At 63.6% G+C, this 26,686-nt stretch carries 28 protein-coding genes; 11 read left to right on the forward strand and 17 right to left on the reverse strand.

The window, feature by feature from the left end; all coding sequences use genetic code 11:
* Positions 1-44: 44 nt before the first annotated feature.
* On the forward strand, positions 45-887 hold the full coding sequence (locus BKE09_RS08940; RefSeq protein ID WP_083663110.1) for an MnmC family methyltransferase: 843 nt from the start codon (positions 45-47) through the stop codon (positions 885-887).
* Between the two features lie 3 nt (positions 888-890).
* On the opposite strand, the gene BKE09_RS08945 is transcribed toward BKE09_RS08940, so the two are convergent.
* Together BKE09_RS08945 and BKE09_RS08950 are read right to left on the reverse strand one after the other, a co-directional pair.
* Complete coding sequence (locus BKE09_RS08945) at positions 891-1,859, reverse strand: polysaccharide deacetylase family protein (RefSeq protein ID WP_075675506.1); 969 nt, start codon at positions 1,857-1,859, stop codon at positions 891-893.
* A 64-nt stretch (positions 1,860-1,923) separates the two neighbouring features.
* Positions 1,924-2,568 (reverse strand): hypothetical protein, encoded by a 645-nt coding sequence (locus tag BKE09_RS08950; protein WP_083663073.1) that lies wholly within the window; start codon positions 2,566-2,568, stop codon positions 1,924-1,926.
* Between the two features lie 253 nt (positions 2,569-2,821).
* On the opposite strand from BKE09_RS08950, the gene BKE09_RS08955 reads away from it, so the two are divergent.
* A complete protein-coding gene (locus tag BKE09_RS08955; RefSeq protein ID WP_075675508.1) occupies positions 2,822-4,087 on the forward strand; it encodes a hypothetical protein in 1,266 nt (421 codons plus the stop codon).
* Positions 4,088-4,133: 46 nt separating this feature from the next.
* Here BKE09_RS08955 and BKE09_RS23490 read toward each other — a convergent pair whose 3' ends face one another.
* Both BKE09_RS23490 and BKE09_RS08960 read right to left on the reverse strand, forming a co-directional pair.
* On the reverse strand, positions 4,134-4,307 hold the full coding sequence (locus BKE09_RS23490) for a hypothetical protein (protein WP_168356083.1): 174 nt from the start codon (positions 4,305-4,307) through the stop codon (positions 4,134-4,136).
* 9 nt (positions 4,308-4,316) lie between these two features.
* The gene (locus tag BKE09_RS08960; protein WP_075675509.1) at positions 4,317-5,129 is read right to left on the reverse strand and encodes an alpha/beta hydrolase; all 813 of its coding nucleotides are present in this window, start codon (positions 5,127-5,129) and stop codon (positions 4,317-4,319) included.
* 221 nt (positions 5,130-5,350) lie between these two features.
* On the opposite strand from BKE09_RS08960, the gene BKE09_RS08965 reads away from it, so the two are divergent.
* Together BKE09_RS08965 and BKE09_RS08970 are read left to right on the forward strand one after the other, a co-directional pair.
* Positions 5,351-5,830 (forward strand): nuclear transport factor 2 family protein, encoded by a 480-nt coding sequence (locus BKE09_RS08965; RefSeq protein WP_075675510.1) that lies wholly within the window; start codon positions 5,351-5,353, stop codon positions 5,828-5,830.
* 75 nt (positions 5,831-5,905) lie between these two features.
* A complete protein-coding gene (locus tag BKE09_RS08970) occupies positions 5,906-6,322 on the forward strand; it encodes an XVIPCD domain-containing protein (protein ID WP_075675511.1) in 417 nt (138 codons plus the stop codon).
* Between the two features lie 46 nt (positions 6,323-6,368).
* On the opposite strand, the gene BKE09_RS08975 is transcribed toward BKE09_RS08970, so the two are convergent.
* The 7 genes from BKE09_RS08975 to BKE09_RS09005 form a co-directional block, all read right to left on the reverse strand.
* On the reverse strand, positions 6,369-7,466 hold the full coding sequence (locus BKE09_RS08975; RefSeq protein WP_049443537.1) for a hypothetical protein: 1,098 nt from the start codon (positions 7,464-7,466) through the stop codon (positions 6,369-6,371).
* Between the two features lie 40 nt (positions 7,467-7,506).
* Positions 7,507-8,082, reverse strand: a complete 576-nt coding sequence (locus BKE09_RS08980; RefSeq protein WP_075675512.1) for a hypothetical protein — start codon at positions 8,080-8,082, stop codon at positions 7,507-7,509.
* Between the two features lie 143 nt (positions 8,083-8,225).
* Positions 8,226-9,371, reverse strand: a complete 1,146-nt coding sequence (locus tag BKE09_RS08985) for a YncE family protein (RefSeq protein WP_075675513.1) — start codon at positions 9,369-9,371, stop codon at positions 8,226-8,228.
* Positions 9,372-9,580: 209 nt separating this feature from the next.
* Positions 9,581-10,552: a DUF3427 domain-containing protein gene (locus BKE09_RS08990; RefSeq protein ID WP_075675514.1), complete on the reverse strand. Its 972-nt coding sequence runs from the start codon at positions 10,550-10,552 to the stop codon at positions 9,581-9,583.
* Between the two features lie 190 nt (positions 10,553-10,742).
* Entirely contained in the window at positions 10,743-11,669 is a 927-nt protein-coding gene (locus BKE09_RS08995) for an XVIPCD domain-containing protein (protein ID WP_075675515.1), read from the reverse strand.
* A gap of 155 nt (positions 11,670-11,824) precedes the next feature.
* A complete protein-coding gene (locus BKE09_RS09000; protein ID WP_240502892.1) occupies positions 11,825-12,799 on the reverse strand; it encodes a lytic enzyme in 975 nt (324 codons plus the stop codon).
* 4 nt (positions 12,800-12,803) lie between these two features.
* Entirely contained in the window at positions 12,804-13,403 is a 600-nt protein-coding gene (locus tag BKE09_RS09005; RefSeq protein ID WP_075675516.1) for a hypothetical protein, read from the reverse strand.
* Positions 13,404-13,616: 213 nt separating this feature from the next.
* Here BKE09_RS09005 and BKE09_RS09010 point away from each other — a divergent pair, with 213 nt between their 5' ends.
* The 3 genes from BKE09_RS09010 (at position 13,617) to BKE09_RS09020 (ending at position 15,163) form a co-directional block, all read left to right on the forward strand.
* On the forward strand, positions 13,617-13,826 hold the full coding sequence (locus tag BKE09_RS09010) for a hypothetical protein (protein ID WP_170871735.1): 210 nt from the start codon (positions 13,617-13,619) through the stop codon (positions 13,824-13,826).
* A 91-nt stretch (positions 13,827-13,917) separates the two neighbouring features.
* The gene (locus BKE09_RS09015) at positions 13,918-14,343 is read left to right on the forward strand and encodes an energy transducer TonB (RefSeq protein ID WP_075675518.1); all 426 of its coding nucleotides are present in this window, start codon (positions 13,918-13,920) and stop codon (positions 14,341-14,343) included.
* A gap of 451 nt (positions 14,344-14,794) precedes the next feature.
* Positions 14,795-15,163, forward strand: a complete 369-nt coding sequence (locus tag BKE09_RS09020; protein WP_075675519.1) for a hypothetical protein — start codon at positions 14,795-14,797, stop codon at positions 15,161-15,163.
* A gap of 180 nt (positions 15,164-15,343) precedes the next feature.
* Here the strand turns inward: BKE09_RS09020 and BKE09_RS23240 are convergent, their stop codons facing one another.
* From BKE09_RS23240 to aceE, 3 genes are all read right to left on the reverse strand, one after another.
* On the reverse strand, positions 15,344-15,898 hold the full coding sequence (locus tag BKE09_RS23240; protein WP_139319632.1) for a hypothetical protein: 555 nt from the start codon (positions 15,896-15,898) through the stop codon (positions 15,344-15,346).
* Entirely contained in the window at positions 15,891-17,492 is a 1,602-nt protein-coding gene (locus BKE09_RS09025) for an anti-phage dCTP deaminase (RefSeq protein WP_083663074.1), read from the reverse strand. The genes BKE09_RS23240 and BKE09_RS09025 overlap by 8 nt, the downstream gene beginning before the upstream one ends.
* 100 nt (positions 17,493-17,592) lie before the next feature.
* Entirely contained in the window at positions 17,593-20,280 is a 2,688-nt protein-coding gene (gene aceE / locus BKE09_RS09030; RefSeq protein WP_046984452.1) for a pyruvate dehydrogenase (acetyl-transferring), homodimeric type, read from the reverse strand.
* Between the two features lie 547 nt (positions 20,281-20,827).
* Between aceE and BKE09_RS09035 the strand changes: the two genes are divergently transcribed.
* Positions 20,828-21,388: a PadR family transcriptional regulator gene (locus tag BKE09_RS09035; protein ID WP_075675520.1), complete on the forward strand. Its 561-nt coding sequence runs from the start codon at positions 20,828-20,830 to the stop codon at positions 21,386-21,388.
* A 61-nt stretch (positions 21,389-21,449) separates the two neighbouring features.
* Positions 21,450-22,247 carry a siderophore-interacting protein gene (locus BKE09_RS09040; RefSeq protein ID WP_075675521.1) on the forward strand — a complete coding sequence of 266 codons (798 nt, stop codon included), beginning with the start codon at positions 21,450-21,452 and terminating at the stop codon, positions 22,245-22,247.
* Between the two features lie 73 nt (positions 22,248-22,320).
* Here BKE09_RS09040 and BKE09_RS09045 read toward each other — a convergent pair whose 3' ends face one another.
* Positions 22,321-23,154: a hypothetical protein gene (locus BKE09_RS09045; protein ID WP_075675522.1), complete on the reverse strand. Its 834-nt coding sequence runs from the start codon at positions 23,152-23,154 to the stop codon at positions 22,321-22,323.
* A 281-nt stretch (positions 23,155-23,435) separates the two neighbouring features.
* Here BKE09_RS09045 and BKE09_RS09050 point away from each other — a divergent pair, with 281 nt between their 5' ends.
* Positions 23,436-23,837: a hypothetical protein gene (locus BKE09_RS09050; RefSeq protein WP_075675523.1), complete on the forward strand. Its 402-nt coding sequence runs from the start codon at positions 23,436-23,438 to the stop codon at positions 23,835-23,837.
* 196 nt (positions 23,838-24,033) lie between these two features.
* On the opposite strand, the gene BKE09_RS09055 is transcribed toward BKE09_RS09050, so the two are convergent.
* Together BKE09_RS09055 and BKE09_RS09060 are read right to left on the reverse strand one after the other, a co-directional pair.
* On the reverse strand, positions 24,034-24,741 hold the full coding sequence (locus tag BKE09_RS09055; RefSeq protein WP_005415047.1) for a YceI family protein: 708 nt from the start codon (positions 24,739-24,741) through the stop codon (positions 24,034-24,036).
* Positions 24,742-24,816: 75 nt separating this feature from the next.
* Positions 24,817-25,407 (reverse strand): malonic semialdehyde reductase, encoded by a 591-nt coding sequence (locus BKE09_RS09060; RefSeq protein ID WP_049443517.1) that lies wholly within the window; start codon positions 25,405-25,407, stop codon positions 24,817-24,819.
* A 126-nt stretch (positions 25,408-25,533) separates the two neighbouring features.
* Between BKE09_RS09060 and BKE09_RS09065 the strand changes: the two genes are divergently transcribed.
* On the forward strand, positions 25,534-26,493 hold the full coding sequence (locus BKE09_RS09065) for a mitochondrial fission ELM1 family protein (protein WP_075675524.1): 960 nt from the start codon (positions 25,534-25,536) through the stop codon (positions 26,491-26,493).
* The last annotated feature ends 193 nt before the right edge of the window (positions 26,494-26,686 follow it).

A 26,686-nucleotide genomic window follows, 5' to 3' on the forward strand; every position in this document is an offset into this window, starting at 1 on the left:
AGCTGCGGTACCATGCCCTCCCCCGAACCGCCCCGGTACCCGCCGTGTCCCATTACACCGGCCCCCTGCTGACCCGCGACAGCGCCGACACCCTGCGCCGTGCCCATGACAAGGGCGCCGCCGAATGGCAGGGCTCGCTCGACCTCGGCCGCAGCCAGGACACCGTGGTACTGCACGCCGACGGCTTCCACTTCCGGGGCCAGCCCTACCCGTGGCCGGGCAAGCTGAAGGACCGCACGCTGTACTACTGGGATGGCGAGGCGTTCGAGCCGATCTCGCGCTACAGCGGCTCGCTGATCAAGCTGGTGCCGACCGAATGGGGTGCCCCCACCTTCGAGATCGACGGCATCAAGATGCTGCCGACCTCGAAGCTGTCGCCGTTCGAGGATGCGCGCCGCAAGGTCGAGCTGGTCGCTCCCGCCGGCAAGGTCATCCTCGATACCTGCGGCGGCCTGGGCTACTTCGCCGCCTGCGCGCTGGAGGCCGGTGTCGGCCAGATCCGCTCGTTCGAGAAGAACGCCGATGTGATGTGGCTGCGCACGCTCAACCCGTGGTCGCCGGATCCGGACTCGGCTGCCGCCGGTGGCCGCCTGCAGTTCAGCCACGGCGACGTCTCGCAGCAGATCGAACAGGTCGCCAGCAACAGTGTCGATGGGATCCTGCACGACCCGCCGCGCTTCGGCATCGCCGGCGAGCTGTACTCGCAGGTGTTCTACGACCACCTCGCCCGCGTCATCCGCAAAGGTGGCCGCCTGTTCCATTACACCGGTGCGCCGAACAAGCTGACCAGCGGCCGCGACGTCCCACGTGAAGTGGCCAAGCGGCTGGAGAAGTCCGGTTTCAAGGCCGAGCTGGCGCTGGACGGCGTGCTGGCCGTCAAGCGCTGAGCCTTACTCCGAATCGACCTTGGCCAGTTTCATCACCCACGCCGGCACCTCGGGTTCGCCGGCGTAGAAGTCCTTCGGCTTTTTCTCCGCCATCGCCCAGCGGTGCAGCCAGCTCGGGCCGTAGCGGCCGTTATAGCCTTCGGCACCACGGGCATAGGCCGGGTCACGCATCGCCTCGTCCAGTGAAATGAAGCGATAGCCGCGGCGCTTCGTGGCCGCCACCAGTTCGGCAAACGTGGCCGCGTTGAGCTCATTGGCGTGCATCAGCCACACCTGCGGCAGCGCGTACCCCAACAGCGCCTGCGACTGCTTCTCATAGTAGTCCAGCTTGTTCAGCATGTACGGCACGTAGCCTTTGCGCAGCTGCGCCAGCGTCGCTTCGCGTGCAGGTGAGTCCGCCTGCTCGTTCATCACGTTGGCATAGGCGAACGCCCACACCCACTCACCGTTGTCCACCGTCACCGGCGCCACGCGGTAGCCATGCTGCTTGAAGAACGCATCCATCTGCGCACGCTCTTCCGGTGTGCGCCCGGCGCGCAGATAGGGATGGCGCATCCACTGCGGCGCCTGCCCCTTCTCAGCCAGCAGCGGCCGCAGCACCGTTTCACCGCGCAGGAAATCCTGCTGGAACGCCGCCACACCCTTCGCATTCAGATCCATATGCGAGTACGTGTGGTTGCCCAGCGCATAGCCCGCATCGCGCCAATCGCGCAGCATCTGCACCCGCGCCGGCTGCACCTGCCCGTCCACCTCAAGCTTGTTCTCGTTGACGAAGCCGACCACCGGCACGCCCGCCTGATGCAGCTGGGCCATCAACGCCTCCTGCCGTGCCTGCAAATCCGGCGGTACGATCTGGTCCAGCCGTGCCCATGGCAGGTCATCGATGGTCACCGCAATCCGGCGGTCCACCTCGACGGCATGCACCGCCAGCGAACACAGCAGCAACGGCAACGCACGCAGCAAGCATCGCATCGGGTCTTCCCTGGAATGGCGAGGCGTCGACTGTAGCGCGATTGCCGCGCGCCGCCGAGCGTGCTCAGCCCGCCCGGGCCCGCGCGATCGCGCGCCACAGGGCAACGCCACCGGCCATCGCGGCCAACAGCAGCACCGTCAACACCAGCGCCAGATCATCCGGATTGCGCAGCAATGGCGCGTTCACCCGCGCCAGGATGTGGAACACCACGCGCTGCGCCTGCTCCAGCGGTACATCGCCCTCCGACAACAGCTCCACCAGGCACGCCGTGGGTGACAGCCGCGCCACATTGCTCCACGCATTCTCATACAGGTGCAGCACCCATCCGGCCAAGCCCAGGGCGCCACCGTGCAGCACCATAAGCGCCACGTTCGCCGTGCGCAGCCGATCGCGCAGCCATAGCGCACGGCTTGCGCATACCGCCATGGCCCCGAGCAACGCCAGCACCACGCCCACCCATGGGATCCAGCCCAGGGGTTGCCAGTCATCCAGCGCGCCCGCGCGCGCCATCACCTGTTCGGCAACCTGCAATCGCGCCTGCGCGTCCGGGCCCCCGCAGGCCACCGTCACCGGCTCCAGCAACAGCTCCACACGGTAATGGAAGAAGCCGGCAGCCAGCACCACAGACAGCAGCGCGACCCACTGAAGCATCAACAGGATCGGCCCCTGCCCACAGATACGACGAATTCGGGACGTGGCAGGGCTCATCGGTTCATCCATGACAGCAAAGAGCCATCCTACCCAAGCGCCCCGTGCGTGTCGGCTGGCGGATGCGACAACGATGCCCGTCGCAGCGTAGCAGCGCCGGCCCTAAACGATGCTACGGAGGGCGCGGAACGCTTCTTCGCGGACGATGCCATGACCCTTCCGCTAAAGATGCCCTGCTTTGGGCCGATGTTCCGGTGGAGCTGCAAGCGCGGCAGCAGGTACCCACGGCTTCAATACCGAAAAGGACTTCCCGATGAGCACGTCGGAATCACCCGCAAAGACCATTGGATCCATACTCAAGCTCATCAGGAAGCACGGCTGGATCGTAGGCATAGGCAGCCTTCTGCTTCTCATCCTTCAGTTCGTGAGAATGAACTACGTGCCGCAACTAGCGATTACCGACCTCGGTGTCGTCGGTGCCTCCATGCTGGCCATCAGTGTGATCGGTGCGGTTTATTTCCTGGTCCCGCTGTTCCTCCCGGGCTATGCCTTCCACCTGCTGAGCGAGGCCAGGGTCATCCGCAGACCTCAGCGTCCCGAGCTCCGGCGTCAGTACGCAACACGCCGGATAGCCGTAATGAGCGAATGCGGTTGCTGCGGCTCGTCACTACCAGTGCAGTCGTTGACCAAGCGCAGGAGGCACGTCTGGGCGCTCTCGCTGCTGGCCATCTGTGCAGGCTTCCTGCTCGCCTTCCTGACGCACGCGGTGCTTCTGTTTGGCCTGTCGGACCATCTGGTATTCGAACTTGTCTACGTCGTGGTCGCGCTGGTGCTGGCAGCGGTTCTGCTGGCAAGTGCCCAGACCCTGAAGGGGCGACGCTTCCTCAGCCACTGCGGGCTCTCATGGACAATGATTCTCACCATTGCCGCGTGGTCCATCTACGCGGTCGTGATTCCGACTGCAACGTTGCTCTACGAGTTTCTGGCTCCGCCGGAGTCGCAGATCAAGCCACTGGGCATTTCAGCACTGCTTCTGCTGGTGCCCATCATCAACTGGGTGATCTATCAGTCAGGCCGGAAGAAGACGTGGAACCGCGTCGGAGGCCTCACCGTAGTCGCGATCAGCCTGCTCTTGGGGCTGGGTGCCTTCAACCATATCGCCGATCTCAGCTTCGCCGCACTCAAGCTGGGCCGCATGGAAGGCCAGACCGTCATCCTCTCCGCAAGAGGATGCGGCGTCCTCCGGGAGGCCGGCATCATCGACCAATGCCGGGTCACGACGTACGACAACGGCCTTTACAGTGCAGGGCCGGTAAGTGTGATCTCAAGGATTGGCGCCGAAGTCCTGATTGGCTGTCGGATCGCCGATACGCCGACGGAGATGCGCAGCGTCGCCGTCCGCCGGGAGGATTTTGCTGGCTTCCGGCCTGCGGCATGGAGTGGCAGCTCCCAACGGCGATCGGCACTTCCCCGAGTTGCAACTCGTGCTTGCTCGGCAGCAGCCGCTGCGCCGGAAGAGGCCAGCGACTCATCAAGTCAGCGCCCACTGGCGGCAGACAAAACACAGGCTCACAGCTAATAGAACTGAAATAGACCTGTCGCCGGGCCATGCTCGGCGACAACGCTCACGCACCACGCGGCAGCTTCGACGCCCACATGTTGTCCACCAGGTTCGGATAGCGCCGCCCGTTCTCCTCCGCCCGCTGCCGCGCCGCAGCCTTCTGCGCATCCGACAGCGGCTGCGGCGCCTGCCCCTTGGGCTTGGGCTTCTTCCACGGTGGTGTCTTCGGCTCGCGCATCGCTGCAGCTTACCGCTTCAGGAAATTCAGCAGCGCCAGATTGAAATGATCCGCGTGGCTGGTGTTGCAGCCATGCGGCGCGCCCTCCAGGATCACCACCTCGCTGCCCGCAATCGCCTGATGGGTGCGCTGGCCGGAGCCCTCGAACGGCACGATGGCGTCACTGTCGCCGTGCAGGATCAAGGTCGGCACCGTGATCTTCTTCAGGTCATCGCGGAAATCGGTAGTGGCAAACGCCTTCATGCAGCCCAGCGCCGCCGCCTGGTCGGATTGATGACACAGCGCGATCGCCGCCTGTCGCGTCTCTTCGGTCACCATCAACTGGCCGTTGGCGCTGAAGAAATCACGGGTGAACCCATCGAAGAACGCCTCGCGGTCCTTCTCCAGCCCACTGCGCATGTCATCGGCCTTGGCCTGCGTCAGCGGTCCCTCGGGGTTGTCGTCACTACGCAGCAGGAACGGCGGCACCGCCGCAGCGAACACCACACTGTGCAGTCGATCCTGACCATGGTTGGCCACGTAGCGCGCCACCTCGCCGCCGCCCATCGAGAAACCGATCAGGGTGACGTCGCGCAGGTCACGCGCCTCGATCAACCCCGCCAGGTCCGCCGCCAGCGTGTCGTAGTCATAGCCCTCGGCCGGCTTGTCGGAGCGCCCGAAGCCGCGCCGGTCGTAGCTGATCACCCGGTGCTGGGCATCGCGCAGGATCGACACCTGCGGTTTCCAGGCATCGGCGGACAACGGCCAGCCATGGATCAGGATCACCGGGCGGCCGTCGCCACCACTGTCTTCAACATGCAGGCGGATGCGGGAAGCAGGCATGGGAGCTCCTGTGGAAGGGGAGGATTGCAGGCTAGCGGCCACGCCCTATGGCAGCCGTGAGGGAATCGCGCCCGCCCGTGACATCGCCTGCACACGCTTCCGCACGGCGCCGCACCGGCATTCCCGGCCTTCGCACCGCGCCTTCCCGGTTTCGTCGCAGCGCCGTACCGCCATGGTCAGCCGCATGCCAGCCTGCGCGCATCACTCCCGGGAGTTTCGCCATGTTGCTGCTCACCCTGCCCCTGCTGGCCGCCGGCCTCGCTGCCGCACCCTCGCCCGACGATGACCTGCGCGAACAGATCCGCCAGGCCGATACCCAGCTGTTTGCTGTGGCCTTCGAGGCCTGCGATGCCGACAGGGCCGCCGCGATGACCACCGAAGACATGGAGTTCTTCCATGACAAGGACGGCAAGTCGGCCAGCAACCGCGAGGACTTCCACCGCAGCGTGGCCAGCATGTGCGACAACGCGCGCAAGGGCGGCTGGCACCTGCGCCGCGAGCTGGTGGATTCCTCACTGCAGGTGTTCCCGCTGCACGATGAGCGGGCGCTGGAAATCGGCGACCACCGCTTCCACGAGCGCGGCAAGGACGGCGTGGAGCGCTGGGTGGGCCAGGCCCGCTTCATCCAGATCTGGCGCCGCGTGGATGGGCGCTGGCTGGCCGAACGGGTGATCAGCTACGACCATCACCCGGCGGACTGACCCATCGGGCGTGCTTCACGGGCCGGATCTATACTGGCGGGGTCCACCACGACCCACCGCTACCGTCCGATCGCCATGGCAGAGATCACCCCCAACCATCCCGAGTACGGCCTCAACCAGCAGATCCGCCAGGGCGTGGCCGCGCTGGACGCCCAGCATGGCCGTCCGTTCGACCAGACCAGCGAGCGCCTGACCGCCAGCCTGACCGTGCTCGCCCGCGAGCAGGGCCTGCAGCAGGTCGACCATGTGCTGGTCAGCACTGCGACGGCCCAGCACCCGGCCGGGCACAACGTCTTCGTGGTGCAGGGCGACCCGGCCAACCCCGCGCATCTGCGCGCGATGATGCCGACCGCTGTGGCGGCACAGACGCCGGTGGAGCAGTCGATGCAGAAGCTGGGGCTGGGTGTGCAGCCGCAGGCGCAGGCTGAGCAGCAGACGCTGGATGCACAGGCGCAGGACCCGCAGCAGAATCCCGTGCATCGCCTGGGGTGAATGCCACCAGGCGTCGATGCCATCGACGCCTGTGGAAAACCCTGTATCAGCCCATTCGCGGCTGAGCGTGCTGCGTCTGCTGCTGCAGCTGATCGTCCTGCGCGACGCGGCTGGCCTCGCGGCCCTGATGCTGCACGCTGGCGAGCTGGTACACCTCTTCAACCGTGCCCTGCTGGGTATCGGCCAGCGAAAGGCGCTGGCGGTTCGCCGCCGGGTCCGGTGATGCGGTCTCGCCCGTGCGTTGCAGAAAGACATAGCCCGGCGAATCCGCCGCACCGCCACTGCTGAAGGCCACCTGCAAGGTGTCGCGCTCGGTGTAGCCGCCCTGCACCGCCAAGCGCGTCAGGTGGCCCGCCAGCAGTTCGGGCTGCTGTCCCGGCGGCAGCCCCTGCCGATCGGCGGCCTCACCCAGCGCCGCACGCACACGCTGGTCCAGCGGATGCAACGCATCACCCGGCGCACGTGCGTCGTTGGCCAATCGCTCACCGCTGCGCTCACCCATGTCGTCGTTCTCGCTCAGCAGGTGCTGCTTCCACGTGCGATCGGGCATCGGGTTGGTTTTCGTACGGTTGAGCTCGCTGTCGGGGAACGGCGGATCGATGCTTTCGACGCCGTGGATGTTGCGCAGCGGACGATAAGCGTCCTTGCCTTCGCCCTTCATGCCCAGAGGAATGCGCACATCCGGAAGAAGCTGCGCGGCAGGACCGACCAGCCCGTTCACGTCGATACTTCTCTTCCGCTCGATGCCGGCGTGATTCAGTGCTTCCCAGGTGAAATCCACGCAGTTGTGGCGCACGTCCTTGTATTGCAGATCGAAGCCGTACTTGTCCGGGTGCGCGCCGAACGCCTCAAGCTTTTTGTACTGTTGCTCGCTGATCTCGAGCGTGCGGCTGTAATGGGGGTTCCTGTACTCGGCCGCGTCGGTCTTCATGACCTCGCCCGGCCCGTTCATGCTTCCATGCTCGGAAGGCGCGAAGCCGAAACTCCGCGTGGTCTTGTCCGGCCCATGGAGCACGTAGAACATGTGCCCGGGCCCGGATGTCTGCGGAACCCCGTCCACAACTTTCTGTACACCTCTCTCGTCCACCAACGGCGTACCAGGTGCGGCAATGACGATTTCTACGGTGTAGCGCGGCTTATCCATAAGAAGAATCCTTCAGTTCCTTCCAGCGGTGGGATGTCGACTATTTTCCAGAGAGTGGGTCTGCATGAACCCGCAGCTGTGCCGGGTAATGCTGGAGCGCAGCGGTGGGCTGCACCGTGCGCACATCCAGGCGGTAGCGGGCACCCGTTTCCAGCGGCAGCGGGGCGATGCTCAACCTGTATCGGTTGGCGTCCATCGATACCTGCTGCGCGTAGCGCCAGTCTGCCGATGCATGCCATTCGGGGAGCGGCTCACCCAGATTGCGCGCCCTTGCCTGATGGACATCAGAGGTTGCAACGTCCTGCCAGGCACCTGCTACCCAGCGCTGCAGGGACAGCTGGAAGGGAACATGAACACTGTCCATGTCTGGCTCACTGCCGGGCCCGGGCCCATGTCGCTGCACTTCAAGATCCAGCACATAGGGTCGACCCGGATAGAAGTTGCGGGTATTCGTCTCGAATTCGAACCGCACCGCCTGGCCGGGTTCGGCCACATCGATCGGCTTGACCAGTTCCAGCGGCTCCGGCGCGTCCGGTACGCGATTGCTGCAGGCGCCGAGTGCGCTCGCCAGCGTGAAGAACAGGCCGGCGCGCAGCCAGCGATGGATACCCAGCATGATTCAGACCCTTTGGCTCCCTGCCATGGGCTTCAACCCTAGCGGGCGGCCTCCGGCACTGCAACCGTGCAAAGAAAAAGGCAGGGTCTTCACCCTGCCTTCTTCACGCGGCACGTCGACGGGCGGGGCCCGGCGTCAGCGCCTTACAGCTGAATCCGCGCCACGCTCTCGTCAGCGCCCTTGTCATCCTTCTCGCCGTTCTTGATGCTCACGAACAACACGTTGTTCTTCGCATCCAGCGCCAGGCTGTTCGGGTGGGTCGGCACCGTGTAGGTGGCCACCTTCTGGTAGCTGTCACTGTTGTACGCCGTCACCGTACCGGCTTCGCGGTTGGTCACGTACAGGCGCTTGCGCGGCGCATCCAGCAGGATGCCCAGCGGGCCGGCGTCGGTCGGGATGCTGGCCAGTTCCTTGCCGGTACTGCGGTCGAGCACCAGCACGCGCTGGCCCGGATGCTTGCTGACCAGGCCACTGCTCTTGGCCTGGTAGCCACGCAGGAATTCCGAGCCCTGGTCGGTCACGAACAGGCGCTTGCCGGCCGGGTCCAGCGCGATGTTCATCGGCTGCTCGGCGGCGATCTTGTGCTGCGCCACCACCTTGTTCGAATCGGTGCCCACCACCACCAGGTCGGCCAGCAGGTTGCTGGTGTAGACGCGCTTGTTGGCCGCATCCAGCGCCAGGCCCGGTGCCTTGGCATTGCCCAGGCCGTCGATGGTGTTGATCACCTTCAGCGTGTTCGTATCGATCACGAACAGCACGCTGCTCACGTCCGGCTGGCTGCTGTGGCCGGTCACGTACAGGCGGTTGGCCACGCTGTCGACCACCAGCTCGCGCAGATCGTGGGTGTAGGCGGCCTTGCCGTCCTTGCCGGTCTTCTTCTCCATCAGCTGGATGGTGCCGACGGCCTTGTTCTGCGCGGTGTCGACCACGGTCACCGACAGGTCCACGGTGTTGCCCACGTACAGGCGGTTGTGGGCGTCATCCAGCACCACGCCGAACGCCTTGCGCTCCAGCGGGATGCGGGTTTCCACGGCCAGCGTGGTCGGGTTCAGACGCAGCACCTGGGCCGGGCCGGCGTCATCGCCGAAGCCACCGGACGAGGCCACGAACACGGCGTTCTGCTTCGGGCTGTAGGCCAGCTCGTACAGGCCCTTGGCCACGGCCTGGCGCTGCACGGCGGTGGTGGCGCTGGCGGCAGGTGCGTTGTCGGCGAATGCAGAGGGCGTACCGAGGCTGAGCGATACAGCGAGGGCCAGCGCGGCCGAGCGGAAGAGAGGATTACGGAACATGCGAGCGTCCTTGAATGGGCACGGGAAGGTGTCCTGGCTCGCTGGGCCGTACTGCGACGGCCCGACCTGCATCTGTCTGCGCGGGTGGGCTGGCTGGGGTTGCCGGGGAATGGTAGCAGGTGGGGGGCGTGGCGTGCGTCTGCGCAGGCGTGGCAGGCGTTCGACCTTCGTCGCCCTTCAGTTCACCGCCCCACCCCGTCAAACGAGGCTCAGTGCGCGGCTCGGTACTTTTTTCTGCGCTCAGCAGCCACCTTCGCATGCTGCTGAAGCCTTTCCGAGCTAGGCCGATCGTTTGCGGCATTTGGCAGCCTCAAAGGCTTGCCATGCAAGTCGGCGTAAGGAGCGCCACGCGCGGATTTCGCGACTTGAATGATGAAGCCCTCCGCGATCCAAAGTAGTCCAAGGTCAAAGAGCGTGTGAATGTCCGCACGGAGCAGCAATCCGTTGTTAACGGAATTTGTGTGGTCACCAAGATACGGGCTGATATGCGCCGCCTCCAGAAGTGCCTCAATCTTGCACCCCGTTACAGCACACGTCTTGTCGTAGCTTTTCAGTAGCCTTCGGCGGAACGCTCGCTGCCCCCGGCGTACGTAGATGGCCCGCAACGTCTTGTTTCGACGATCTGCGTCATCCGCAGCCTGCGCCTCTTGCTCTGCCGCCTCTTGCGCACTAAACAACTCCGCACCGAGCGTGTCCCCAGGGCGAATGGGGCGCCAACGAAGAATCTCGTCGAGCGCCTCACTTCTACCTTGCAAAGCTTCCTTAACATCGAAGACGCAATCGACGGGATTGTTCTTCTCCATGGACCGAAGTACGACCTCACCACAGTAGTAGAACGGCTGGGCGTCCCGCCCCCGTTTTGCATAGATGCGAACGAATAGAAGTGCCTTCACGGCGCCCTTCTTCAGCGCAACGATGCGCCTAGATGTTTGGCTCTGGCGGTACTGACTCTGCCAGTGGAATTGCTCACCCTCAAAGGAATCATCGTAGCCGCCATCCCCCTTTTCCAGGGTTACAAGCAGCAAGGTGGCGTTACTGAAGGAAACTACACCGTTCGTCCAGCGTGGATCACGGGATTCAGTGGGGGGTTTTACACCACCCGCATGAGCCATCTCCTTGCGGCTGTAGGTCTTGCCAATGACCAGCCCATCCGAATTGAACACTTCCTGCTGTGCAGCCATGACCCACCCCGTCCCATAGACGGGGGAATTCTAGTGGTGGCATGACCATTGACTCAATCAATTGGCGATCCCAAAGCTTCGATTTGCAAGAGGCAAAGCCGACAGACCCTGACAGAAGGGCCCCTACTCCTGGCGCGACACCACTTCGACGGAGCTGGACCAACTTCCGTTGGCCTTGGAGAGCCCGCCCCTACTGCTTCCTCAACCGCAGCGAATCAGCCACATCGGTCTTGGCCGCCACTTCGGTGGCGATGCTGGCGCGGCGGTGCCCCGGGTCGTTGCGGTCGCCCTGCACGATGAAGATGCTCTCGGCGGCGTGGCTGTTCCTGGTCGGCTGGCTGAGCAGCACGTGGTCCACGCGCGAGAGATTGTTCTGCTTGGCCAGCACCAGCAGGCTGGCGCTGATGCGCTGGCTGGCCGCATCGAACGGGCGACCATGCGCAGCGTCCAGCTCCGCTACCTTCTGGATCAGCTGCGAGAACAGGCGATGGTCGGGGTGCGAAGGGTCCAGCAGCGTGCCGGCCACTTCAATCGGCGTCGGTGGCGGTTCATCGATGGCACGGTCGCCTTGGCGATGATGTTCGGCCTCGCGCTCGGGCATCGCGTGGTGGGTTTCGGCATTCAGATCACTGCCCGGGAACGGCGCGGCAATGCACTGGATTTCCGGCAGGTTGAACAGCACCGCGAACTCCCCCAGGTTGCTGCCGCCGTCCAGCGGTGCCGGCAGCGGATGCAGGCCGGCGTAGTGCAGCGCCGCCCAGACGAAATCGCTGCAGCGGTTGATGGTGGCCGGGCGATCCACATCGAATTCGAACTCGGCCGGTTCCTCGGCGAAATCACGCAGGCAGCCGTAATGCTCCTCGGTGATTTCCAGGGTGCGGCTGTAGTACGGGTCCAGATGCTCATCCGCATCGTCGTGGCGCACCTGTGCGTACTGCACGCCAGTGCGGGTTTCGCCCGGCGCCTGGCGCGGCGGTGCGAAGCCGTAACTGTGGGCCTCTTCGCCCGCGGCTACCTGCAGGTACATATGGCCACGCGGCGAGATGCCCCCACTTTTCAGCGGGGTGCCGGGTGCGGCCAGATAAAGGGTTGCGGTGTAGCGTGTTGCCTGCTCCATGCCTGCTCAGCCTTGTTGGGTACTGCGGTCCTGGGCGGATGATGGCATAGGTGGGATGGGGCGCAGGTGGAGGAATAGAGGGCGCCGATCGCGACTTGCTGAATATGTGAGCTAGCAAGCAGTACCAGCGCCCCGAAAGCTCGCGGGTGGCGGCACTAGCCCATCTGCATGCCGCCAGACGTCTGCGTCGCCGCCTCGCGCTGCTGCGTTTCCTGACGGGTCTGCTCAGTCACTCGCGTGTCGATCTGCTGACTGCGGGCCAGCCCCTCCTCAAGGCTTTGCTGAGGCTGGTTCAGATCCACCATGGCCCTGAAGCCAGGCGTCGTGCCCATCACGAAGATCTTCTCTTCCTGCAGCACCACATCGCGCAGCTGTTGCGGCTGGTGAATGCCGTTCTCCCGCGCAGCAACCATCGCTGACATCACCTGCGCATCGCTCACCTTCTCAGGCAGGTCCGATCGCATGCGATCAAACAGCTGCTGCGATTCCGGAGACAGTGCGGCTACCCGTTCGTGCGGCGGCAGTTCGCCCTCCACCTCGGTCAACAGCTTCTGCAACGTGGTTTGCTTCTTGGGAAGGGGGTTCTCGTGCGTCGAATTGAGCTTGCTATCGGGGAACGGCTTGGGAATGCTCTTCAGCGCATCGATGTTCGGAAGCACCTTCATCGTCCCTTCGAAGCTGGGATCGGGCTTCTCGAGCTTGGGTCGCAAACCGGCCTGACCAAGGCCTGTCCACACGTAATCGACGCAGCTGTTCGACAAGCCGTTGTAATAGAGATTGAAACGGTCCTGATCGCGATTGACGCTCGCCTCGCCATACGCCTTCAGTTTGTCGTACTGATCCTTGGTGATCTCGAGCGTGTAGGAGAACCGAGGGTTCTGGTAGGTCTCGAATTCCCCCTTCACCACGTGCCCAGGCCCGGTGATCCCCGTTTTTATCGGCGAGAACCCATATCCGTCTTTCTTGTCACCATCGGCAACCATGAAGTAGGCATGGCCCGCCGAAGATGAGTGGGTCGTCCCATCCTTGCCTGCAACAGGTGTCCCCGGAGCAGCGAGGTAGACCGTGACGGTGTAAGGGCCCTTCTTGCCTTCCTGAGGTGCGGCTGCACTATTCGATTGACTGTCCATAGTCCTATTTCACGTTGTAGTTGGCGACGAGAAGCTCGATGTTGAGATGTGCAACTTCCGGGTTGCCCTGAAGGTTTGTCACCTTAAGCCGGTACTTCCCGGCCGTCAGATCCCCGGAATCGGCACGGGCCACCTCGTATTCCCTGTAGGCCAGGGACGTGTCGTACTTTCCTGCGTTGACCAGGCTGTTCGAATCCGCGCCAACGGCGCTCCTGTATTCGTACACATCACCCTTGGCCGGTTGATATCGGCTGCCCTGCCAGACAGCAGGCAGATCGCGATTCAATACCTGTAGTGCTATGGGCGTTTCGGTGTCGCCCTCCAGCTTCCACAGCTGCACCTTCAGGGGAATCCGGGCGTCTTCAAGGAAGTCGACATCGCCTGGTTTCATGTCCGGGCGCTTGGCAGGCCCACCGGTACGGAACCCGATCAGGAACGTGCGAGGCTTGGGATCCTTCTCCCAAGGCGGCGGCAGTTCAAAACGCGCCTCTACCGTCGCACCTGCATGGACCAGGTCCATCGGCTTGGCGACGGGGAAACCATCGCCATACATCTGGGGTGCCCGGGTACTACAGCCGCCCATAAGCAGGGGCAGCAGTACCATCCATGGCCTCAGTAGCTGTCGCATCCGTTCCTCACATTCGGGCACTTACGTGCCGGCAGTTTATACACCGCACCGGCCGGCAGGACATGAACTGGCTTCACATAACCTTGGGGTGGGATGGGGATTCCTGCCGATGAACATTGCACGAGCCAGTTCTGGTGTTAGCAGGCATGCGATGGTGCAGGCACTATTCCTGCACTCAGGAGGATGACCATGACCAAGCTCGACGCCACATGGCTGGAAGCCTTCGACAAAGAGCTCCTCCACCTGTTCGCCATTGACCATAGCGATGCCGGCATGGATGAGTACCTGCTGGGCTGCTATGCGGACCTGCCGCCGCGCGAGGCGGCGCTCGCCTTCGGCAGCGACTACGACCTAGAGCGCGACGATGCGCTGTGGCCACGGCCTGGCGCGCCTATGTGATCCGCGCAGAAATCCCGCACGCCGGCATTCAAGGCAAGCGATGCCAGGGGATGGCCGCTATGCTGGCAGCGCACCGGAATGGAAACCACGTATGCCCCGCTTCAACACCGCCCTGGCGCTGAACCTCGTTCTGATACTGCTGGGCGCTACACCCGCCATGGCCATGGCGACAGACCCGCAGGTTTCCACTGAAGTATTCGTGGAGCGCGGTGACAACCCCACCTTCGAGCTGCAGCAGGCGCCTGCCCTTGTGTATTCAACGGCCCTCGCCACGCCGCCCGATACCTTCGTGCAGGCTCCCATGCAGGTGCTGCTGGTTGCTCAACTAGATGAGCTGGGCCACGTTTCCAACGTGATGGTGGCGCGGTCCAGCGGACTGCGGGAGATGGATCGTGCGGCCCTTACCGCTGTGCGCAAGTGGCGCTTTGATCCGGTCGTGGTTGAGGGCGTCGCGCTGCATGCGCGGGTGCGGGTCCGTCTGACCTTCGTGCCCACGGCCGAGGTGCCACCCGGCTGAACCGCTGCCCCAATCTGTCGCGATTGGCCCTAGGCCATTGGCTTGGCTGCGGGCATTCCTACGCTTGAGGCCAATAGCGCCAAGTCCTTCAATACCATTACAGCGCAATCGCTTGCCGGCTTAACACCGTGTGCGACAATGCCGAAAGCGTCAGGACTGACAATCGTCGGTTCTGCAGTTTCTTGGCATTTGGCAGCTGCGCGGGTATCTCTTGGCGTGCCACCGAAAAGGGTGGCGCGGGACTCGAAAACCCGTGTTTATGCCAGCTGTATACGCTTGTCAGTCGGCGTCACCTTCGGGTGGCGCCGGCTGGCAATCCGTTCGCGTTCCATGGCGGGCGGTGCGTGGGGGCCTTCGGGCCCGCCGGTCTGGCATTTACCGGTTTTCGAGCCACGCACCGTCCGCCGCCTTTATCGGTGGCGCTGCTATCTGTCCTGTACGGAGCATTGCCATGAACACATCGGACTTCCGTTCCCTGCACGCGCAGTACGATCCGGACAACGCCGAACCCGAGCACAAACCGTCCGTCGATCCCAACGCCTTCGTCGCCACGCTGCGCCGTATCGGAGCCGGTGCGGCTGCGGATGGCCAACCTTGGCCGGAGCGGCACCAACTGCCTGGGCGCTGTCTGCAACTGGCGGATGCGGATTGCGCGCTGGCGGGGCTGCGTGTGGTGGCGGAGCTGATGCTGGCTGCGGAGCGGACTCGGCAGAACGGCGCGCCCGAGGAGTACCTTGGGGACCGGGTTATGGAGGGGTTGAAGATGGCTTGTGTGGCGTTGACTGCGCAGGTGACTGAGCGGTTGCAGGTGCGGGAGTAGAGCGAAGGAGACAGAAATCCAAGAGCGTGAACTAACTGTCGAGGCCGTTTGCATTTCCCTGTATTTCACTAACCTGCAGGACTGCAAATGAGGACTCCGAGACAAAGTACATACTAACAGCGACATTGATTTCCGCATCGCCAGCTTCAAACCTTAACATCAGACCAACCAAAATCAATATCACCAAGGTCGAGAACCCATAAAAACCTCAAGCTCAAAATCTCGCCCTACGGCGTTTGAAAGCATAGGATTTACACCCCTAGCATAGCAATCCATATCATCAACGCTATCGTACAAAAACATAAGAGATAGCGGCACACCAAGATGAGGAACAAGCAGGTCTTTTATTAACCGCGGAACCGGCGACATGTCCGACACCAATTCGCATCTACGCCCGTACCCTACAATACCCGGAACATCAATATATTCCGACCCAAGAACATCAAGCTCACTAAACACTTTCCTTCGATCCAAGTCGAGCGACCTAAAGCTCGGACTTCTTCGCACATCAAGTAGAAATCGCGGACGAACTTGAAAAATTGTTTCCAGAAAATCACATCGATCGAAATAGGCAACATGGAAAAATGATGCCAAATACCGCTCTGACCGAGGAAACAACCCCATCTGAATCCCATTCACCGGCGCACAAATGCCTGAATCTTCAAAATCCCCCCCCCCCACCAGCTTCAGAGCTGGCTTATTAAGTTTTGCGAAGGGAAAGTGTGAATTAGACATCTGCCATCGCCACTTCAAGATCAACATATCCAACGCGCCGCAAGGCCATGGAACCACCCCATGCAGGCTCGCCAATACTCATTTGACCCGTGCTTTTATTCTTCAAGCTACGATCCTTCAAGAACGCCCTGCGATAAAGCACCGGGGCAACACCAGTAAAAGGTACAAAGCGAACCTTTGGATCGTCCTTAGATACATCACGCCCCGATTTCCTTTTGGCGGCAAAGACGCTCGGTATCACGCTCTTGCTTGAACTTGAAATTGCATCATCATGAAGAGTCATAGCCAAACTTTTTGGATATGGCTCAATAAACTGAACCTCATCCACTCCAGCGGCAACTATATGACGAGCACAATAATGACAAGGGAAGGTAGTTACGAAGAGCTTAGATCCAACCGTTGATATTCCCTTTCGAGCAGCAGCAAGGAGTGCATCCATTTCCGCGTGTACCGCTCTACTAAATTCCAGAAGACCACCAAGCGGTGACTTACGCAGCCTTCCTCGAGCCAAATCCCTATCTGAATTTTTCAACTCAGGGAACATTTCAATCACCGCATCAATTATTCGATTTTGCTCTCGAACACTACTGCAATATTCATTATGGAAAGCGCAGCGGTGATCCTTCCCAAACTCACCGTCATATACCCCTCCACCAGCCTGAGGAACTTCATTACAACCTGTAGACACAACCTCGCCGTTCACATCAACCAAAGCCGCCCCTACCTGCCGCGAGAGGCATGCACTCCGCATTCGAGCACCGTGTGCGTGATACATCGCGGTCTCGCTCAATGATGGGCGTACAACCCTAGAATGCGTAACAATCTCCACAAGCCTTGCCAAATGTTCTAGAACAAGCCAATTGGGATTTGATTTACTTACTGCACCAATCTTCTCTTCCTCAAATCTCGATTCAGTGTTATCCACGAAGAAATCTGACAAAAAGAACGTCTCAGCAACAAGCTGCCCATGATCCAAGTCACCATCGGCATCTCGATCCATGAACTGATCAACCTTGGCTGGGGCATCATCCTTGTACTTTTCCACAAGTCTTGATTTGCGCACCTTGGAATCACATACCACACCAATTGTTAGGAAAGCGTCTTGATACAGACTTCGAAGCGCTTTCACTTCGTCTGGATGACGTAGAGAGTCCAGAACATATGCTCTCTTCCTTCCATCAGGCATTACCGCTTGACCTTCGACCAATTTCTGGCCAGAAGCCTCCGCGCGCTTCTCACGGACCTTCCCGATGAGACGCCTTGCTACCGCGGCATGATCTCCCAGTGCAAACCTCATCTTGTCACCCAAGTCTTGCATCGCAGATGCTCCCGCGATACCTGTAGGGATATCGGAAGACTGTTCAGCATTCCACTCACGAATAGCCTCACTCGCTTTGAGAATGAAGACTTCAAAATCAGCGTTCTCAAGCGCGACTTTTAGGCTTTCTGCGACTTTGCTTGTACCAGAGCCTGCATGACCGACAACCGCGAATATGAGCTCATTGGATGCGGCATTTCTTATGAGTTCGTCAGCCCCTTCATCGACGCTGTTGGCTTCCTTGGCGCCTGCAAATTGCAGTTTGTGAACTTCCATGTGCCCCCCTAGGGATTCCGATTAAATACCTACATCTTAAATACCTACATCGGAAGAGGCGGCAACGGCCGCCTCCTCTGAACGAAATCGCTCAACCCAATCAAACCCCAACAGGATTAGCCTTCTCCGGATCAATCTTGTACTGCTTGATCGCCCGGGCCACATCCTTCGCGGTCATCTTCCCTTCCTTAGCCAGCGCCGCAATCGCGGCATGGGCGATGTAGTAACGGTCAACCTCGAAGAACCGACGCAGGTTCGCACGCGTATCCGAACGGCCAAAACCATCCGTACCCAGCACCGTGTACGACATCGGCACGAACGCACGAATCTGGTCCGCATACGCACGCACGTAGTCGGTGGCGGCAATCGCCGGGCCCTGGCGGCCTTCCAGCAGCTCGGTCACGTAGGCCTTGCGCTGCTCACCTTCCGGATGCAGGCGGTTGGCACGTTCCACGTCGAAACCATCGCGACGCAGTTCGTTGAAGCTCGGGCAGGACCAGATGTCGGCAGTCACGCCGAAGTCCTTATCCAGCAGCTCGGCCGCGGCAATGGCTTCGCGCAGGATGGTGCCCGAGCCCAGCAGCTGCACGCGCAGCTCGCCCTTCTTCGGCTTGCCGGCGTCGGTCAGCAGGTACATGCCCTTGACGATGCCTTCGGCCGCGCCTTCCGGCATTTCCGGGTGGGTGTAGTTCTCGTTCATCAGGGTGACGTAGTAGTACTCGTCCACCTGGTCTTCCATCATGCGCTTGGTGCCGTGCTGCAGCACCACGGTCACTTCGAAGCCGAAGGTCGGGTCGTAGCTGCGCACGTTCGGGATGCCACCGGCCACCAGATGGCTGAAGCCATCTTCGTGCTGCAGGCCTTCACCGTTCAGCGTGGTGCGGCCGGCGGTGCCACCCAGCAGGAAGCCGCGGGTACGCATGTCGGCAGCCTGCCAGGCGATGTCGCCCACGCGCTGGAAGCCGAACATCGAGTAGTAGATGTAGAACGGCAGCATCGGCACGTTGCTGACCGAGTAGCTGGTACCGGCGGCCATCCACGAGCTGATCGCACCCGGCTCGCTGATGCCCTGCTGCAGCACCTGGCCGCTCTGGTCTTCGCGGTAGAACATCAGCTGGTCCGCGTCCACCGGCTTGTACTTCTGGCCGAACGGCGCGTAGATGCCGATCTGGCGGAACAGGCCTTCCATACCAAAGGTACGGGCTTCGTCGGCCACGATCGGCACGATGTGCGGGCCCAGTTCCTTGTCACGCAGGGTGATGTTCAGGCTCTGCACGAACGCCATGGTGGTGGAGTAGCTGCGCTCGCCGCTGCTCTTCAGCAGGCGGTCGTAGGCTTCCAGCTTCGGCGCCACGAAGGTCTTGTCGGCCTTGCGGCGGCGCTGCGGCAGGTAACCGCCCAGCGCGGCACGGCGTTCCTGCAGGTACTGCACTTCCGGCGAATCCGGGCCCGGGTGGTAGAACGGCACCTGGCCGTCGGCCAGCTGCGCGTCGGTCACCGGAATGTTGAAGCGGTCGCGGAAGTGGCGCACCGCTTCGTCGTCCAGCTTCTTGGTCTGGTGGGTCGGGTTCAGTGCCTCACCGGCGCTGCCCATGCCGTAACCCTTCACGGTCTTGGCCAGGATGACGGTCGGCATGCCCTTGGTGTTCACGGCCTGGTGGTAGGCGGCGTACACCTTGTGCGGGTCGTGGCCACCACGGTTCAGGCGCCAGATGTCGTCGTCGCTCAGGCCGGCGACCATCGCAGCGGTTTCCGGGTACTTGCCGAAGAAATGCTCGCGGGTATACGCGCCGCCGAAGGCCTTGCAGTTCTGGTATTCGCCGTCGACGGTTTCCATCATCAGCTTCTTCAGGACGCCGTCGCTGTCCTTGGCCAGCAGGGCATCCCAGTAACCGCCCCACAGCAGCTTGATCACGTTCCAGCCGCCGCCACGGAACACGCCTTCCAGTTCCTGGATGATCTTGCCGTTGCCGCGCACCGGACCGTCCAGGCGCTGCAGGTTGCAGTTCACCACGAAGATCAGGTTGTCCAGGCCTTCACGGCCGGCCAGGGCGATGGCACCCAGGGTTTCCGGCTCGTCGCTCTCGCCATCGCCGATGAAGCACCACACCTTGCGGTCGGACTTCTCGATCAGGCCACGGTTTTCCAGGTAGCGCATGAACTGCGCCTGGTAGATGGCGGCCAGCGGGCCCAGGCCCATCGACACGGTCGGGGTCTGCCAGTATTCCGGCATCAGCCACGGGTGCGGGTACGAGGACAGGCCACCGCCGTCCACTTCCATGCGGAACTTGTCCAGCTGCTCTTCGCTGATGCGGCCTTCCAGGAAGGAACGCGCGTAGATGCCCGGGGCGCTGTGGCCCTGGATGAACAGCAGGTCGCCCGGGTGGTTTTCGCTCGGGGCGCGCCAGAAGTGGTTGAAGCCCACGTCGTACAGGGTGGCGCCGGAGGCGAACGAGGCGATGTGGCCGCCCAGGTCACCCGGCTTGCGGTTGGCGCGCACCACGGTGGCCATCGCGTTCCAGCGGATGATCGAACGGATGCGCCATTCCAGCTCGGCGTTGCCCGGGCTCTTGGCCTCGAGCTGCGGCTCGATGGTGTTGACGTACTCGGTGGTGGGAGAGAACGGCAGGTAGGCGCCCGAACGACGGGTCAGTTCCACCATGCCTTCCAGCAGCTGATGCGCGCGCTCGGAGCCCTCGACATCAATAACGGCCTTCAACGACTCGATCCACTCCTGGGTTTCCACAGGATTCGGGTCGTTGTTCAGCACCTCGTTCAACCAGTTCATTAGCGCTCCCATAACCGCACGCACGCGCGCGACTGTTGTATAGATTTCTAGACCGCAAAGTGTAGCGCACCAAGGGCTTTCGTCACTTGGCTACGCAGGCGTATGGATGCAACCGGCCAGTGTCCGCAAGGGGCTTGCCGGGCCCGCTGACGGCCCTGCGGCGGGCCTTGGCGGCTGCGCGGGCTGTCGCTTGCGGGCCGCTGCGCCCATGTGCAGGACGCAGTGTTACCGCTGCCGATGACGGTTGTAGGGCAACTCCGGCACCGCCGTAGGTGGGGGCCGGGCAGCGGTTCTGAACCGGCGACAACATGTCGCATCTGCCTCTGGATCGGTACCGGCATCGGGTCCAGCGTGGGCCGCGAGTGAGGGGCCTGGCGGCCCTGCTCCCTTCCACAGCTTCGCCGGGGCGCCCTGCAAGGGGCGCCCCTTTTGCTGTGGGTGGGCGGACGGCCGTGGCCCAAAACGCACCTGCTTGTGGCCGGATCGGTGATTGCCGGCTTCGATATATCGATATATCGTTTGCACACTCGTTTACCGATATATCGAAATGAGCCGCACCGCTTCTCCCAGAGCCCGTTCCAACGATTCTTCAGTGCCCCGCCGCAACGGCCAGCCGCGCGTGCTGAGCCGCGGCGACCTGCGCCTGCTGGTGCTGGCCCTGATCGGCGAGCAGCCGCGGCATGGCTACGAGCTGATGCAGCTGATCAGCAACCAGTTCATGCAGGCCTATACGCCCAGCGCCGGCACCATGTACCCGCTGCTGGCCAGCTTCGAGCAGGCCGGCTGGATCGAGGCCGAGGAAGTGGACGGCAAGCGGATCTTCCGCATCACCGCCGCCGGCGAGTTCGAGCTGAAGGTGCAGCGCACCCAGGTACGCCTGGCGCAGCGACGTGCCTTCGACCGCGCCCGCGAGATCACCAAGGCCTCGCTGCCGCCGCCGCTCGCCACGGCCCTGCGCGAGTTCAAGCGGGCGCTGGTGCACCACCACGGCCGCTGGGCCGAGGGCGAGGCGGACGAGGTGGCGGCGCTGCTGACGCGGGCCTCGGCCCTGCTGAACGGTACCGCCGGTAGCGAGGCATCACCACTTTCAACGACCCAGCCAGACTGAATCCAGCCAGGTCCTCCCCCATGCCGCGCGCCCCCCGCGCGACACCTTTGCAGGTATCCCCATGACCGAACACAACAACACGCGCCTGCGCCTGGATGTGCGCTTCCGTGAACTGACCGTGCTGCGCACCGAAGAAGTCACCCCGCGCATGCGCCGCGTGGTGCTGGGCGGCGACGATCTGGCCGGCTTCGATTCGCCCGGCGCCGACGACCACATCAAGCTGTTCTTCCCCAACGCCAGCGGCGAAATGGTGCTGCCGGTGCTGACCGCTGAAGGCCGCAGCTACCCGGCCGGCAAGGAGCCCTCGCCGTCGCGTGACTACACCCCGCGCTGGTGGGACCACGAATCCGGCGAGCTGGCCATCGACTTCGTGCTGCACGACCAGGGCATTGCCGGGCCGTGGGCCGAGCAGGCCCAGCCGGGCGACGTGCTGGTGATCGGTGGCCCGCGCGGCTCGTTCGTGGTGGCCGACAGCTACGACGCCTATGTGCTGATCGGCGATGAAACCGCGCTGCCGGCCATCGCCCGCTGGCTGGACGTGCTGCCGGACGGTGCCGAGGTGCAGGCCTTCATCGAAGTGAGCGATGAGGCCGAACGCCAGGACCTGCCGCAGTACGAGAACGTGCGCATCCACTGGCTGGAACGCAACGGCTTCCCGGCGGCCAGCAGCACGCTGCTGGAAGACATGCTGACCGATTTCGAAGCACCGGACGGCGATGTCTTCTACTGGATCGCCACCGAATCGCGCCGCGCGCGGATGATGCGCAAGTTCATCGAAGGCCACCTGGGCGTGCCGCGCGACTGGATCCGCTCGACCGGCTACTGGAAGGCGCACCCGGACGAAACCGACGGCGATTGATCAAAAGGCGGTGGGTGCGGACCGTTGGTCCGCACGCCTTCCAATGGGTAGTGCCGGCCGCTGGCCGGCAACCTCATGAACCTTCGGCAGGAACCTGCAGCTGCCGGCCAGCGGCCGGCACTACCGCGTTGGATGCCACCCGCCGCGTCCACCCGAACCGCTGCGCGGCCCAGATCTCCACCGCCACCAGCAGCGCGATGACCAGCAGCGGCAGCAGCAGCCCGAAGTACACGCCGGGCATCATGCCGTTGATCTGCGCCTTCACCAGCCGCAGCACGCCACGGGTGTGCAGCAGCTCATCGACGTGCATCGTCAGCGCCTCGCGCACCACCTTGGGCTCCAGGCCAATCGTGCCGGCCTTGTCCACCAGCGTGTCTTCCACCATGCCGCGCAGCAGGCCTTCGCGCACTTTGCCGATCACCCAGCCGGTGCCGCGTGCCAACGGGCCGTTGCCAAGACGATCAAGGCCGGGCAACGGATGTTCGCTGAGGTAGGCCGAGGCGATGGTGTCGGCCACATCGCCCACCGTGCCCTGGCTGCGCAATGCCTCGCGCATGCGCGGGTCGTCCAGTGAATCGGTGAAGCCTTCGCTCCAGCCTTGCACCAGGGTCTGCAGGTGCGGCTGGAAATGATCGAGCTGCTTGAACAGCGCGCGGTGCGCACCGGCAGTAAAGCCCAGCTGCAGGCCGAAGAAGGCAGTAGCCAGCGGCAGCAGCACCACGTAACTGGCCAGCAGCCAGTGATGCCAGCGCTTGCGCCGCTGCAACCAACCACGGCGGTGAAGCCAGCGCCAGCCGAGGGTGCCCAACACCAGGCCAAGCAGCGTGCCAAGCACGCTGCCGCCCACCAGATCGAGCACGCTCAGGCCCGACCAGAATTCGTTCAACCAGTACTGCGCGTCCTGCATGGGTCTTCCTTCCGTGGGTGATACAGCGGGCCATTGTAGAGCCGAGCCCACGCTCGGCTGCTCCTTGCCTCCGGTGGGTGCGGACCGCCGCCGACTGGAGGGTGCGAACCGCCATCGACTGGTGGGTGCAGACCGCCATCGACTGGTGGGTGCAGACCGCCATCGACTGGTGGGTGCGGACCATTGGTCCGCACACTCCCATGCAATTACCGGCCAGCGGCCGGCACGACCCGGCAAGCAATGCGACAATCGCGCTCCTTTCCTGCAGCAATGAGGCCCACATGGCCAAACTGACCCTGGCCAGCGTGGACGCGCTGCGTACCCGCTTTGCCGATGACGCCGCCTGCGATGCCGCACTGGCCGCCTTCGCCGATACCGCTGCGCTGCACGTACCGCTGCGTGAGCTGGTGGAGGCACAGCACCGTTACCTGCAGGCCGAATTCGAAGTGGCGCAGGTGGCCGACGTGCTGCGCCGCGACCAGAAGTACGCGCCGGTGGGCCGGCCGTCGATCAACATCGTGCAGCTGCGCAAGCAGCAGGCCGCGACCAAGCAGGCGGCACTGATCGCACGCCAGGTGGTGGCACAGGCCGCGCAGACCTTCGTGCGGGTGAGCGGGCTGGCGGTGAAGGCCAAGCAGAGCCCGAGCGAAGCGTGTGGGGTGTGGTTGGGCGCGCTGCGCTGAGCGATCGTGCGGACCAACGGTCCGCACCCACCAAATGTAGGTCCGCACCCTCCCAATGCAGGTTGGCACCTAGCGGGTAGTGCCGGCCGCTGGCCGGCAACCCCGTCAGCATCGGGTACCTCGCATGCAGAACCCAAAAAGAAGGCCCGCTTTTCAGCGGGCCTTCTGCCTTCTCACGACGAGTGAGCGGGGTGCATCAAGCCGCCGGCTTTTCGCCGGTGGCTTCGGTGGTGATGCGGATCTTCACTTCATCGCTGACGTTCGGGGCGTAGGCGCCGACACCGAAATCGCTGCGCTTCAGGGTGGTGGTGGCATCGAAGCCGGCGGCCGGAACCTTGGCCATCGGGTGCTCGCCGCCGCCATTGACGGTCACGTCCAGGGTGACCGGCTTGGTGATGCCCTTGATGGTCAGGTCGCCGGTGACGGTCAGCTTGTTGGTGCCGGCCGCTTCCACCTTGGTGCTCTTGAAGGTGGCATCGGCGAACTTGGCGGCGTCGAAGAAGTCGGCGCTCTTCAGGTGCTCGTCGAACTTGGCGGTGAAGCTGTTCAGGCCGCTCAGCGGCAGCTTCACTTCCACGGTGGACTTGGTCACGTCTTCAGCGTTGTACACCAGGGTGCCTTCGACGTTGCCGAAGTGCGCGCTCGGGTTGGAGAAGCCGAAGTGGCTCCACTGGGCCAGCACGTCGGTGTGGCTCGGGTCCAGCTTGTAGGTGCCCGAGGCGATCTTGATCGCTTCGGCGGCCGGCGCAGCGGCGGCGGCATCGGCAGCCGGGGTGGCGGCCTGCTCGGTGGTGGCCGGGGCGGCGGCATCGGCCGCCGGGGCAGCGGTGTCGGCCGGCTTGGAGCAGGCGGCGATGGCCAGGGTCAGGGCCAGCGGCAGCAGCAGTTTACGGGTGGCGCTCATCTCAGGAACTCTCCGGATCGTAGGGTGGGTACAGCAGGGACCGCCAAGGGGGCGGCCCGGAATCGATACAGCGACTTACGCGATGCGCGCCGCTTCGTCGAACGACAGGCGCGGCAGACGCGGGAACAGGCCCGCCGGGTCACCGTAACCCAGGTTGACCAGGAAATTCGACTTGATGGAGGTGCCGGCGAAGAAGGCTTCATCCACCTTGGCCGCATCGAAGCCGGACATCGGGCCGGCATCCAGGCCCAGCGCGCGCGCGGCCAGGATCAGGTAGGCACCCTGCAGGCTGCCGTTGCGGATGGCGGCTTCGTGGCGGCCTTCCTGCGGGCCGTCGAACCAGGCCTTGGCATCGGTGTGCGGGAACAGGTACGGCAGCTTTTCGTGGAAGTCCAGGTCGAAGCCGATGATGGCGGTGACCGGGGCGGCCATGGTCTTGGCCAGGTTGCCCTCGGACAGGGCCGGGGCCAGCTTGTCCTTGGCTTCCTTCGAGGTGACGAAGACGAAGCGGGCCGGCGTGGTGTTGGCCGCGGTCGGGCCCCACTTCACCAGGTCGTACAGTTCCTGCAGCAGGCTGGCCGGGACCGGCTTGTCGAGGAAGGCGTTCTGGGTACGGGCAGTGCGGAACAGCTGATCGAGGGCAGCAGCGTCGAGCGCGTGGGACATCGGTGGATCTCCAGGGCGGCTAAGGGAAGTCAGTGCCCGCGGGCGGCGCGGGGCGAATCGACGAGCCGCAGTGTAGAGTGTCGCGACTGTTGCAACACCCAGCAGGGCTGAAACGAATTAATGCCAATGGTGAAACGATCGAGCGCGCCCTGGACGGTCACAGACGGCCGCGCGGGCAATGTCCGCCAGGCGGTCGCGCTGGCCTCGGCGCTGCGCCAGGGCACCCATCGGCCGCTGCTGCTGCAGCCACGCGCGCCCTGGCGCTGGCTGTCGCCGCGCCGCCTGCCCGGCGATGTGAACGGCTACGGCGAGGCCTTCGCGACACTGGCCGCCGAGGCTCCAGCGCTGGCGATCGGCTGTGGCCGCCAGGCCGCCGGTGCCTTGCGCGTGCTGCGTGCGCGCGGCAGCCAGGTGGTGCAGATCCTCGACCCGCGCATCGGCGCCCGCCACTGGGATGTGGTGGTGGTGCCCGAACACGACGCCCTGCGCGGCAGCAATGTGTTGACCCTGCTCGGCAGCCTCAACCCGGTGGACGACGACTGGCTGGCCTGGGGCCGCGCCGCGTTCGCCGGTTTCAGTACCCTGCCCGGCCCGCGCACTGCGCTGCTGGTGGGCGGGCCGACGCCGCTGGCGCCGTGGGATGAGACGGCGATGGTCGGCGTGTTCCAGGCGCTGGCCGACCAGATCCGCAGCGAAGGCGGCAGCCTGCTGGCCACCACCTCGCGACGCACGCCGCCGGCCTTGGCCGAGATCCTGCGCGCGAAATTCGCCGACCTGCCGCACGTGATCTGGGGCGATGGTGGCGACGGCACCAATCCCTATGGCGGCCTGCTCGGCTGGGCCAACCGCGTGGTGGTCTCGCCCGATTCGGTGAACCTGCTCTCTGAAGCCTGCGCCACGCGCATGCCGGTGATGGTGGCGCTGGCCGATACCGTGCAGGGGCGGTTGGCGCGCTTCCAGCAACAGCTGCGCGAGCGCGGGCGATTGCAGGCGCACTGGCTGGACTGGCAGTACGACCGCATCGAGCCACTGCGCGAGACCGCGCGGGTGGCGGCAGAAGTGAAAGCGCGGCTGGCATTGCGGTAGTGCCGGCCGCTGGCCGGCAATCCTGGGCGTCTGGAAGCACGGTAGTGCCGGCCGCTGGCCGGCAACGCTGTACGCATTGCCGAACACTTGCCGGCCAGCGGCCGGCACTACCCGGGGTGCCCAGCGATTTCTGAACATTTCGATCCAGCTGCACGGTTAGAGTCCAGCTTCCCCCATCACTCTGAACGTCTTC

Origin of the sequence: Stenotrophomonas sp. TD3, from assembly GCF_001939825.1 — a bacterium.
GTDB lineage: Bacteria > Pseudomonadota > Gammaproteobacteria > Xanthomonadales > Xanthomonadaceae > Stenotrophomonas.

Coding starts and splice junctions, on each gene's coding strand:
- BKE09_RS08990 (WP_075675514.1), bottom strand. CDS start 10,552: ATGGCTGCACAGCAGGAAGTGTTCAATTCGGATGGGCTGGTCATTGGC.
- BKE09_RS09065 (WP_075675524.1), top strand. CDS start 25,534: ATGGTGAAACGATCGAGCGCGCCCTGGACGGTCACAGACGGCCGCGCG.
- BKE09_RS23490 (WP_168356083.1), bottom strand. CDS start 4,307: ATGCGCGAGCCGAAGACACCACCGTGGAAGAAGCCCAAGCCCAAGGGG.
- BKE09_RS09045 (WP_075675522.1), bottom strand. CDS start 23,154: ATGCAGGACGCGCAGTACTGGTTGAACGAATTCTGGTCGGGCCTGAGC.
- BKE09_RS09025 (WP_083663074.1), bottom strand. CDS start 17,492: ATGGAAGTTCACAAACTGCAATTTGCAGGCGCCAAGGAAGCCAACAGC.
- aceE (WP_046984452.1), bottom strand. CDS start 20,280: ATGAACTGGTTGAACGAGGTGCTGAACAACGACCCGAATCCTGTGGAA.
- BKE09_RS09020 (WP_075675519.1), top strand. CDS start 14,795: ATGAACACATCGGACTTCCGTTCCCTGCACGCGCAGTACGATCCGGAC.
- BKE09_RS08960 (WP_075675509.1), bottom strand. CDS start 5,129: ATGCCTGCTTCCCGCATCCGCCTGCATGTTGAAGACAGTGGTGGCGAC.
- BKE09_RS08995 (WP_075675515.1), bottom strand. CDS start 11,669: ATGGAGCAGGCAACACGCTACACCGCAACCCTTTATCTGGCCGCACCC.
- BKE09_RS09005 (WP_075675516.1), bottom strand. CDS start 13,403: ATGGTACTGCTGCCCCTGCTTATGGGCGGCTGTAGTACCCGGGCACCC.
- BKE09_RS09060 (WP_049443517.1), bottom strand. CDS start 25,407: ATGTCCCACGCGCTCGACGCTGCTGCCCTCGATCAGCTGTTCCGCACT.
- BKE09_RS09015 (WP_075675518.1), top strand. CDS start 13,918: ATGCCCCGCTTCAACACCGCCCTGGCGCTGAACCTCGTTCTGATACTG.
- BKE09_RS09000 (WP_240502892.1), bottom strand. CDS start 12,799: ATGGACAGTCAATCGAATAGTGCAGCCGCACCTCAGGAAGGCAAGAAG.
- BKE09_RS09040 (WP_075675521.1), top strand. CDS start 21,450: ATGACCGAACACAACAACACGCGCCTGCGCCTGGATGTGCGCTTCCGT.
- BKE09_RS08975 (WP_049443537.1), bottom strand. CDS start 7,466: ATGGATAAGCCGCGCTACACCGTAGAAATCGTCATTGCCGCACCTGGT.
- BKE09_RS23240 (WP_139319632.1), bottom strand. CDS start 15,898: ATGTCTAATTCACACTTTCCCTTCGCAAAACTTAATAAGCCAGCTCTG.
- BKE09_RS08980 (WP_075675512.1), bottom strand. CDS start 8,082: ATGCTGGGTATCCATCGCTGGCTGCGCGCCGGCCTGTTCTTCACGCTG.
- BKE09_RS09035 (WP_075675520.1), top strand. CDS start 20,828: ATGAGCCGCACCGCTTCTCCCAGAGCCCGTTCCAACGATTCTTCAGTG.
- BKE09_RS09055 (WP_005415047.1), bottom strand. CDS start 24,741: ATGAGCGCCACCCGTAAACTGCTGCTGCCGCTGGCCCTGACCCTGGCC.
- BKE09_RS08945 (WP_075675506.1), bottom strand. CDS start 1,859: ATGCGATGCTTGCTGCGTGCGTTGCCGTTGCTGCTGTGTTCGCTGGCG.
- BKE09_RS08965 (WP_075675510.1), top strand. CDS start 5,351: ATGTTGCTGCTCACCCTGCCCCTGCTGGCCGCCGGCCTCGCTGCCGCA.
- BKE09_RS09050 (WP_075675523.1), top strand. CDS start 23,436: ATGGCCAAACTGACCCTGGCCAGCGTGGACGCGCTGCGTACCCGCTTT.
- BKE09_RS08955 (WP_075675508.1), top strand. CDS start 2,822: ATGAGCACGTCGGAATCACCCGCAAAGACCATTGGATCCATACTCAAG.
- BKE09_RS08985 (WP_075675513.1), bottom strand. CDS start 9,371: ATGTTCCGTAATCCTCTCTTCCGCTCGGCCGCGCTGGCCCTCGCTGTA.
- BKE09_RS08970 (WP_075675511.1), top strand. CDS start 5,906: ATGGCAGAGATCACCCCCAACCATCCCGAGTACGGCCTCAACCAGCAG.
- BKE09_RS09010 (WP_170871735.1), top strand. CDS start 13,617: ATGACCAAGCTCGACGCCACATGGCTGGAAGCCTTCGACAAAGAGCTC.
- BKE09_RS08950 (WP_083663073.1), bottom strand. CDS start 2,568: ATGAGCCCTGCCACGTCCCGAATTCGTCGTATCTGTGGGCAGGGGCCG.